This window comes from Chamaesiphon sp. OTE_8_metabat_110 (assembly GCF_031382685.1).
Classification (GTDB): domain Bacteria; phylum Cyanobacteriota; class Cyanobacteriia; order Cyanobacteriales; family Chamaesiphonaceae; genus Chamaesiphon.
This window is the reverse complement of sequence record NZ_JANMZA010000455.1, coordinates 1-9768: the sequence shown is the minus strand read 5'-3', so window position 1 is coordinate 9768 and position 9768 is coordinate 1. Positions and strand designations below refer to the sequence as shown.

The 9768-nt window shown below is 44.0% G+C and carries 6 protein-coding genes and 1 pseudogene; 3 read left to right on the top strand and 4 right to left on the bottom strand.

Going from position 1 to position 9768, the window contains the following annotated elements; translation table 11 throughout:
- The 4 genes from RMO52_RS16795 to RMO52_RS16780 all read right to left on the bottom strand — a co-directional run.
- Positions 1 to 267, bottom strand: a 267-nt coding sequence (locus RMO52_RS16795) for a protealysin inhibitor emfourin (protein WP_310416431.1), incomplete at its 3' end; no start/stop codon positions are given.
- Between the two features lie 282 nt (positions 268 to 549).
- Positions 550 to 1773, bottom strand: a complete 1224-nt coding sequence (locus RMO52_RS16790; RefSeq protein WP_309741733.1) for a hypothetical protein — start codon at positions 1771 to 1773, stop codon at positions 550 to 552.
- A gap of 68 nt (positions 1774 to 1841) precedes the next feature.
- A complete protein-coding gene (locus RMO52_RS16785; protein WP_310416427.1) occupies positions 1842 to 2906 on the bottom strand; it encodes a M4 family metallopeptidase in 1065 nt (354 codons plus the stop codon).
- Between the two features lie 29 nt (positions 2907 to 2935).
- Positions 2936 to 3409: a M28 family peptidase gene (locus RMO52_RS16780; RefSeq protein WP_309741730.1), complete on the bottom strand. Its 474-nt coding sequence runs from the start codon at positions 3407 to 3409 to the stop codon at positions 2936 to 2938.
- Between the two features lie 259 nt (positions 3410 to 3668).
- On the opposite strand from RMO52_RS16780, the pseudogene RMO52_RS16775 reads away from it, so the two are divergent.
- The 3 genes and pseudogenes from RMO52_RS16775 (at position 3669) to RMO52_RS16765 (ending at position 9574) form a co-directional block, all read left to right on the top strand.
- Positions 3669 to 4811: pseudogene (locus tag RMO52_RS16775) on the top strand (DUF3616 domain-containing protein).
- 516 nt (positions 4812 to 5327) lie between these two features.
- Positions 5328 to 7916 carry a family 16 glycoside hydrolase gene (locus tag RMO52_RS16770; protein WP_310416423.1) on the top strand — a complete coding sequence of 863 codons (2589 nt, stop codon included), beginning with the start codon at positions 5328 to 5330 and terminating at the stop codon, positions 7914 to 7916.
- A gap of 56 nt (positions 7917 to 7972) precedes the next feature.
- Complete coding sequence (locus tag RMO52_RS16765) at positions 7973 to 9574, top strand: hypothetical protein (protein WP_310416420.1); 1602 nt, start codon at positions 7973 to 7975, stop codon at positions 9572 to 9574.
- Positions 9575 to 9768: the final 194 nt, after the last annotated feature.

The following is a 9768-nucleotide window of genomic DNA, read 5'->3' as shown; positions in this document are numbered from 1 at the left end:
ATAATCTAGTAAAGGTATGATACTTTCAGGCAAGGTTAAATCATCAAAAGCGATCTGGCGCGTTCCCTCCTTAGTTTCGATCGTAATCTCGTAATTAATCAAATCCGCTGCGTTTTCCGAGCGAGAACTTTGAGATTGTACAACCCCACTTCCTTGTACTAATGACTGTAACTCAGCAGCTTCTTCAATGGGTAGTAAGTTGGTGTCTAGATCGTAACCCATTCGTAAGCCTGCATATCCTCCCGATTGGCGGAACTTAATTTTCATATGGGTTTTAACCTGATTATTTGGCAAGTTTTGACTCAATTGTAGACAAGATAGAGATGCTGTACTTGCACTTAAATAGAGATAGTTGGCTAGTGTATATTTGATTTCCTGAGTGGAATTCACGCAGAGTATTTGGTAGGAATAAAAGCTCTTCCCTAAACTAAAATTCAAGTTTAGCATAGGGAAGAATTGCGTTAATACATTTAGACTTGCGATGGCGAATGTCAAAACAATCTGTTTTGCGAATAACACGACTATTACTGGTAAGATTTAGTGATAATATTAAGTTTGATATTCTGGATGCTGCATAGTGCCACAACAGCCATGCCGATCGGGATATATGCCCAAATGAGATAAATTTGGATGCCCAGCAAAAGCTTGGGTACCTAATATTTCCCGCAAGGTGAAATGTTTTTCAATAAAAGTGGCATAATCTGGATGTCCATCAGCCTTAGCAATCTCGATCGCTGTCTTAGCAACATCTGCGTAAATAGCATTATTATCTGGGGCTTTTTCAATGGCGCGAATTATCAAACTAGCCATATATCGACCAGTTTCATATAAGGTGATAGCATCATCACGAAGGCGAGGATTGCGATTAGCTGTAAATATATCTGCCAAAATATCATAAACAGCCCCAGTAAATACCTGAGAAATATCGTGAACCGCGTTACTAACCTGACTGAGTTTTAAGTCATTATCAGCATTGCGTAAACCCTCTGGCATCCCAAAAGCATTACTAAATTCCTCGGCGAGAACGGCAAGAATATTACGGCGATGTAAGTCAGATTTGGTTTGGGCGACGATATATTCGACCAGATCTAGTTGAGATAGGATTGTCAAAATTGAAGTTATATCCCCAAAAGATTCATGCAATCCGCCTGTTTGGGCTGGCGCATTATCCAAAATCCAGTTGGGCTTTAGGGCATCTAAGATGGCGTGTCCTGTCTCATGAGCAACTATATCTAGAGATCGACAGGTAAACACATCAGGACTTCCGGCTGGTTGATTATTAGGTTTGAAAAAGAAGAACTTTAAAGCTTTTTCATTACGACTATAATATGCATTGGCAGTTCTGCCCGCCTGGGGATGAACTGAGATTGGATCTAGATCGGTATTACTATTCCATTGCAACTGAATTTTTCTGTCTAAAACTCGCTGGTACATTGTTAGCACTTGACGAACAATAGTATAGGTATGTACCGCATCGAAGGCTTTTCCATCGCTAGCAGGATCGATCAGAAAATCCTGATTCAAGTCTGGAGTTACAGGCGATAACCCTCCGATCGCAATTTGGGAGTCACTGGGGCCTTCTTTGACTTGAGCGTGAATGTAAACATCTCTGGGTAGAGCAAGTTCTTTAACTGAGGGATCTTGTTTCCAAATCCGCGTGCGGGAACCTACAATGGGCGGATCGACTGTTGGGGGCAGATCGATCATTGCTGCTGCTATGGCTCGCACTTTTCCTCGATCGGATACTTGCTTTTTGCTTTTATCAGTTGCCATGATAATTTTCCTTTTAATTTAGATCCCGTCACTAAACCAAGTTTAGTGACGGATTGTTAGTGACAATACTAAACAGTAATACCTACGGCACTCCAGCCAGTTTTGACAGCTTGCTGTTCTAAACTACCAGCTCCAAATAGCGAACCTGCAACCAGGTGAGTCATGCTGGCGGCTTCTTGGAACTGGCTAAATTGATTGAGATTTTTTAGAGTTTGATACCAAATTTTGCCAGTCTTTTCCCAAGAATTACCGCCGATGGCGATCGCCACTTGGTAAAAAGCATGATTGGGAATGCCAGAGTTAATGTGTACGCCGCCATTGTCATCATTGCCAGTGTATTTATCGCGGATGTGTTTGGGCTGGGGATCTGTGCCCAAAAGCGGATCGTTTTCGTAGGCTTTTCCTTCTTTGAAGGTGCGAAGACATTTAGCTGTGACTCCTGATCCCATAATAGCGTCCCCATTCAACCAGTTAGCTGCATTGACATCTTGTTTGAGATACCATTGCTTAACCATTGCGCCGATCGCATCGGCAAAATGCTCGTTTAATGCTCCAGGCTCGTCTTGATAATCTAAATTACTTGTAAAGGAGACTACGCCGTGAGTTAACTCGTGGGCTACTACATCTATTGCTTTGGTGAATCTGATGAAAATTTGACCATCGCCATCACCATAAGCCATTTGTCTCCCATCCCAAAAAGCGTTATTATATCGCCGACCCACATGAACGCTAGATTTGAGAGTCATCCCACGATCGTCAAGGGAGTTGCGTTGGAATATTTCTTTGTAAAAGTCATAAACAACACCAGAATAGTCATATGCTTCATTGGTAGCTTTATCTGTGACTGCCGGAGCACCTTCAGAACGCACCAGTGTGCCAGGAAGTGGAGATTGTCGGTTTTTCATATCGTAAACCAGACGATGCTTATTCCCTGCTGGTGAGGGAATAGCTGCCATCATTGGCATCGCAGCAAAAGTCGATCGAACTGCCCGTGTTGCTGCGGCACTAGCCGTCGCGTCAATTCCTAACCGACGAATTTCCGGATCGTCAGATTCGGTGAGACGATCGATCACATATGGTGGCAAAAAGCAATGCAGGGGATTGTGACAAGATGGATTATTACAAAAATGCATTTTTAATTCTCCTGATGATTGAGGATTGTTTATAAATTGGCTGTCAACCATGCTGCTGTGCCCACCAATCGGGCAATGTCAGCCGCATAGTCAAAATCGACGAAAGTGTCGCCATCTCGGTGATAGTTGGAATTAGGCTCTGCGGTGGGCGAGGTGGGCAACGGCCCCGCAAAGAAATCTTCCAAGGTGACGCAAGCTGCATAGCCGCGTTGGTGAAAACTCGCACGATCGCTCCTTCCTTGAGCAGGATCTGGCTGTGTATAAATTTGCGGGGATTGTAAGTTAGGCGATAAGACGGAAACTAACTGCTGTAGACGTTTGGCTAGCACGAGCGATCGCTTTTGAATATTGGCTGAAGCTTGATAACCCACATGAACTTCAAATGAACGCGGTGGATTAACGTTGTAACCAACCAGATCCATTTGATATACGTCCACAATTGGAGCGGCGATCGCGGCTTGAGTTCTCGCATAAGCCTGAGAGCCTACTAGGGGTTTATGCAAAAAACCCCACTTAGAGTTGCTCCAGCTCGGTAGCTTCTTTGATTATTAAAAACGGTAATATAAAACCCGACTCGGAGATCTAGTACGATCCCTCTAAATAATTACTCCAATTGGTTCAAAGCTGTTGTCTGTAGCTTTTTAAGCTAATAACTTTGTTAGTAATCCTAAATATCTCCAACCACAACTTATCATATCTTGATATGATAAGTTGATACTCGAAAGTAAACAATTTGTAACGCTGTGTAACTATAGTCTTAAAATGGCAGACTTAAAAAAATTAGAATCAGTAAAAATCTTGTGCGATCTAGATCTAAATGCTGAAATCAGAGCAGATATCATCAAGAATTTATCGGGGGCAGTTTTATCCCATCAAGGGAAATACTTGTGGTTGGGAAATGATGAATTAAATGCGATCGAGAGATTTACTCGCCTAGAGAACAGTCCTGGTGTTTTTGGAGCGCACCAACGGTTTTATTTTAAAGACTTCATTGATGGCTTTGATGAAGATAAAGGAGAGGTTGATGTCTAAGGATTAGACTATTCTGATGGCTACCTTTGGCTTGTTGGCTCTCATAGTAGTAAGCGTAAAAAGGTGGATGTTAAACCGGACAAGTTTAAAGTTGAAAAAAAAGAGCTGATCGAAGTAGAGCGTGAGGAAAATCGTTACCTATTAGCTCGAATTCCGGTTAATGAAGCTGGAAAGCTAGAGCATAGCTCTCCCCAAACAGCCTGGTTGAAGCGAGAGGGGAAGAGTAACTCACTGATTAAAGCATTAGTAACAGACGAATACCTCGATCTGGCACAGGCGATCGATAGTGACGATCGCGGTTCTTTACTTGGGAGCGAATTTTACTTCCATCTTCCCGGCAAGGAGAACGGATTTGATATTGAAGGATTGGCAGTTCGCGGCAACAGAGTGGCAATTGGGCTGCGGGGTCCAGTACTGCGTGGGATCGCAATCTTGCTAGAAATTGAAGTTGAGTTAGGCTCATCTCATGAGCTAAACCTTAAAACTATTACCGATGATAGCAGGCAATACAAGCGTCATTTCCTCGACCTCAATGGCTTGGGAATTCGAGAATTATGTTGGGAAGAAAATGGTGAAAGTTTACTCGTGCTTGCTGGACCAACGATGGAACTAGACGGGTCGCATTCATTATTTCGCTTAGATAATCTATTCACCCTCGAAGATAACAGTCTTTCCACTCGAAAGAACGGACAATTGAACTACCTTGGAGATATCCCTCATGGCGATCGTAAAGATCGTGCTGAAGGATTGACTCTGAATGGAGACGGGAAATCAATTTTTGTCGTTTATGATAGTCCCACGAAGAAACGGCTGATTTCAGACGATTTGGATACGATTGTCGGTGCTTACGCTGATGTCTTCTCTATTTCCTAATTTTTATTACAAATAATACTCAAATTGCAGAATATGTCACTTAAATGATTAGACTGTAGTGTATTCAGATCGCTCCCCCAATTTTAGGTCTGTCAATAATACTTTCTCAACCATATAATTATCTAAGCAGAATTAATTATACGTTGACGATTATCAACTCCTTTACTGAAAAGGTGTCTAGGTAAAATCTTGTTTAATTAATTATGTCGGGGTACTTAGCTCTTATCGCTCGTATGCTAATTTAAAGCCCACATTCCGCTAGTTTGTTGGCGAAGCCTCTCCCGTGGAGAATTTGCTAAAAAATAATAAGCTATACACTCCTCTCTTATTAAAGTTTTCACCGCTCGGTCCTCTTTCTAGCGATTGAGAGAATATTTTCATTAACCTTATTGAGAATAGACTCGACTGAGATCGCTACGATCTTGATTGCTCCGTTCTAATTACTTTTCGTTGGCGACGCCTCTCCGTGGAGAATCGCTTTGACTATTTGATTAGACCTTATACCTGGAGTCTAAAATGCCAACAGAACCTGAATTTACGTCTTTTTCACGCGATGTTTTGGGTCGCTTTATTTGTAGTACATGGGAGGAAGCCACGTCTGATTCAGAAGGTATAGATGTGGTGGTACTCGGATCGGGAATGTATGGCGGCTATTGTGCTTCAAAAATCTACGAGCTGAGCCGCCAGCGATTTGGAAAAATAGAGGGTAAAGATGAATTCGATACTGATGGCTTCAAGGCACTACGGGTATTGGTACTTGAGGCTGGTCCGTTCCTAGTTCCTGAGCATGGACAAAATATCCCCAACTTAGGACTCAACGATCCAGGAATATTTCTAAATGTAGGAGCAGGTAGTCAACCAGAAACTCGCAATTTTGTTTGGGGCGTAGGTTGGCGCAGCAACCAACCCTTTACCGGGCAAGCTTACTGTGTGGGAGGCAAAGGAATTTATTGGGGAGGCTGGTGTCCCCGTTTCCAAGAATCTGACTTAAAGCAGTGGCCCCAAGAAGTTCGGGACTATTTGGTAACCCCCGATCGATCGGTGGGGACTCGCCCTATTGAGCACAAAGACCCTTTTGACGACAAGAAGGTTCTAAATCGGGGTGATGCTCTTTCAGCTTATGAAACTCTGGAATACGAGATTGGGGTACTACCCAGCGATGATTTTGTTTTTGACCCAGTGCAACTTGCTAAAAGTGAGAGTGGCCCTCAAAAAGTTGGTCTGAACAGGGCTGTACAATTTTTCCTAGACCAGAAACGAGGAACAACAGACTCCCGCATTACTCAAGTTCTCCAGGCCCCCATTGCAGTACAGACCCAATCCTATATCTCTGGACTCTTTGCTCTTGACAAATACTCCAGCTTACCAGCTTTGACAGGGAGTATCCGCGCAGACCATGCGGACGGGCGTAGTGCCGATCTCCGTATTGCGGTCGTGCCCTTCACCCATGTAGTACGTCTAGATTGTGAAACCAGCAGCGAAAGTCCAAATATTGGGACGCGGATAGTACGCAAAATTGTGGTGAAAAATAATGATGAGTCTAAAGAACTCATAATTGCACCCCACTGTCAGGTGGTTCTGGCGATGAGCTGTATCGAGTCCACACGAATCGCACTGGAATCCTTCTCCCTTGTAGGCTCTGGACTGGCTCCCTCCGGACAGGAACTACTAGGACGAAATTTCATGGTTCACCTGCGTGCAGATATTGCCTTTGCTGTGGAAAGGACGAAGCTGGAAGAGTTTGTGAAAACCACTTGGCCCGGAAAGGAGCTTGCCGATCTTTTGCAGCTAGCCAGCCTCCATATTCAATGCGAAGGCTCAAATGGTAGATATCAGTATCAGCTCTATGCAGCCACTAATGCTGATGGGCCAGATAACAATATGTACAAAATGATTCCCGATCTCGACATACAGAGCCAAATCGCTCAGGAATTTGATGCAGATAAGATTGGGTTGGTGCTGCGTGCCTCCGGCGAAGTTCAAGGTGGTAGGGATTTCCTCATAGGTAATCCTGGTTTCGACTACATTGACTTAGCAGGAAATGCCGACTTTGACCAGACATTCAATCATCGCCGTGCCTGGGTGCAATTCAAACCTGGCAACCACTTGAATAACCCTATCTGGGATGATATTTTTGACACTGGTCATGCTATTGCTCGGACTCTAGCCAATGGAGGTTCCTTAACCTATACCGGAAATATACTAAATGACACTGACCGTAAACAAGGCGTGGGTACTACCTTTCATGATGCGGGCACACTCTGGATGGGTGATGATCCGCAGACATCTGTCACTGATGTGAATGGGCACTTTCACCATGTAACCAATGCTTATTGCAGTGACCAAGCTCTGTTCACCACAATTGGTTCAGCCAATCCCGTTCTAACTGGATTAGCCCTGAGCCGCAAGGTTGCTGTCGATATTGTCGATCGTCATGATTCTTATGAGGGGGACAAGAGTGAACTTTCAGAATTTTCAGTATCTTTAGCAAAGAGTCGAGGGTGGTTGGAAGTTCCCTATGAAGGCATCATTCATCTAAACGATGAAATCATAGAAACTAACCCAACAGGAAATATTGGATTTTCCTATCTCCCGGAAACATTTGACAATTTTGAGCTGATTGTTGATTGGAAAGCCTTCCGTACCTATCGTTCCCAACCTCTGATTCCCAACTCAGGGATTTTACTACGAATGCCTGACCCAGCAGGTGTTGACTTCTCGAACCAAACCGCTTTTGATAACTTCTACGATCGAGTAACTGAGATTCAGATCGATGAAACTGGTAAAAATTTTGTTAGTAGTCGTTTTCCTCAAGCAATCTTTGGCGATTCATTTTTCAAAACGGGGGCGATCTATGGTCTTGCACCCGCTACTCAATGGGCTGCTAAGGCACTTGCTCCAGATGGTAATGATACAGCCAACCGATACTGGAATACATTCCACATTACTGCAAAAGGCAACAAAGTAACTGTTCGTCTTAATGGCAAACAAGTATCAGAAGGTATTATTCCAACTCCTTTGAAACGCCTCAGTGGATTCATTGGATTGCAATTTCATACTGGTCGTGTTCAGTTCCGCAATCTTCTGATCAAGCCCCTGCCTTAATGAAAGCTTGCTGCAATACTTCACTGTATTCTGTTTTAACTAGTTGGAGTGTCAAAATGCCTCTCAATCTCAATACTAATGCTGGACCGATTGACCAAACCGATTCGCAGTATGAAGATTTTCTTGTAGATTTACAAGGAAATATCCTTAATGGACATGGACGCGATCGTGTCGCGCATATTTTTCTAACCTTTAAACCTGGAAAGATTGCCGAAGTGAAAGGATGGATCTCCAAACTTGCTACTACCCGAATCACCTCGGCAAAAAGCCAATTGGATGCCTCAGAAGAATACAAACGCAGCAAAACAGATGCTGGATTGTTTACTCACTTTGCATTGACGGCTATTGGCTATGACTACCTCGGAATTTCCAAACCTAATGGTTCAAACAGTGCAAAGCCTCTAGAGCAGCAGCGACCGACTGAAGTACCCGATCTATTTGGAAATCCAGCCCCGTTCTATGCCAACGCTTTTCAGGAAGGGATGAAAAGTCGCCAAACAGTTCTTCTAGACCCGCCTGTTGATAGCTGGGATGATGGATTCAAAGGTCCTATTCATGCATTAATTATTCTCGCCGATGACAATCCTGCGGATCTTACCGCTGCTGAATTGGCAGTTGGTTTGGAGTTAAAGGACATCGCTACCATCAAAACAGTTGAGCATGGACTGACGCTACGCCGCAAGTTCGAGGCTACTGTGGGTGGAAGTGCTGTTCAAAAAGAATTTGGTAATGTCGTCGAACACTTTGGCTATGCAGATGGTGTCAGCCAACCAGCATTCCTCGAAAAGCAACTTGAAGGAGTAACTAGCAAATACTGGAAACATCCAGGAGCACCTCTCAAACTAGTACTAATTCCCGATCCTAACGGATCGCCAGATGTAAGCTTTGGTAGCTTTTTGGTCTTTCGCAAACTTGAGCAGAACGTCAAGGGGTTTAAAACTGCCGAAGCAAAGATCGCTGAGAAACTAGGTTTACCAACAGAACTGGGTGGCGCAATGGCAGTTGGGCGTTACGAAGATGGCACGCCGCTGGTTTTGCAACCGGGTGATGGCGGTTGGGTCGAATCCAATGAACCAACTATCCCCAATGACTTCAATTACAAGGGCGATCCCGAAGGACTCAAATGTCCCTTCCACGCACATGTCCGCAAGAGCAATCCACGTCTGGAATCTTTCAAGAAAGGCGGTGCTTTTGCCCAAAGTGAAGAAGAAGAACTGGGTCACCGCATTGCTCGTCGGGGCATCACCTATGGTGGTCCTTTGAGCACTTCTGAGGATCTCAATGATTTACCGACAAATGGAGTAGGCCTACTCTTCATGTGCTATCAGTCTGATATCTGGGAGCAGTTCGAGTTTATTCAGCGTTTCTGGTGCAATAATCCCAACTTTCTGGAACCAGGATTTTCTGGAGGACAAAATCCCAACTATGACAAGAGTGGACTCGATGCAGTCATCGGTCAGAAACAAGGAGATCGGAGCGATCCTGCGATCGGTGAGGCTCCAAAACCTCCCCAAAATTGGCTCCAAGAATGGGGGAAAGCGACAGTCAAGCCGGACATTGAACCAGAAAACCAGTTTGCCCAATTTGTGAAATTGAAAGGGGGAGAGTACTTCTTCTCTCCTTCGATTAGTTTTTTAAAAAATCTCTCTCTAGGTTGAGTATACTCATATCATCTAGTTTTTTCCGCCTGATGCGTGGCAGCCGATTCTGGTCGAGACATAAGGCAAGATCCTGCATTGAGCAAGACTTTCTCTACTCTAGAGTAAGTCTTTTTGCCGTACAAATCAGGTAATATTGTTCTATTGGTGAACTGAGGAGATCGATCGTGGTTTCTACCTGGTAACGATCGCTA

What these genes read in the sequence shown, in the direction of transcription:
- RMO52_RS16770 (WP_310416423.1), top strand. Translation starts at nt 5,328, where the DNA reads ATGCCAACAGAACCTGAATTTACGTCTTTTTCACGCGATGTTTTGGGT.
- RMO52_RS16785 (WP_310416427.1), bottom strand. Translation starts at nt 2,906, where the DNA reads ATGCATTTTTGTAATAATCCATCTTGTCACAATCCCCTGCATTGCTTT.
- RMO52_RS16790 (WP_309741733.1), bottom strand. Translation starts at nt 1,773, where the DNA reads ATGGCAACTGATAAAAGCAAAAAGCAAGTATCCGATCGAGGAAAAGTG.
- RMO52_RS16765 (WP_310416420.1), top strand. Translation starts at nt 7,973, where the DNA reads ATGCCTCTCAATCTCAATACTAATGCTGGACCGATTGACCAAACCGAT.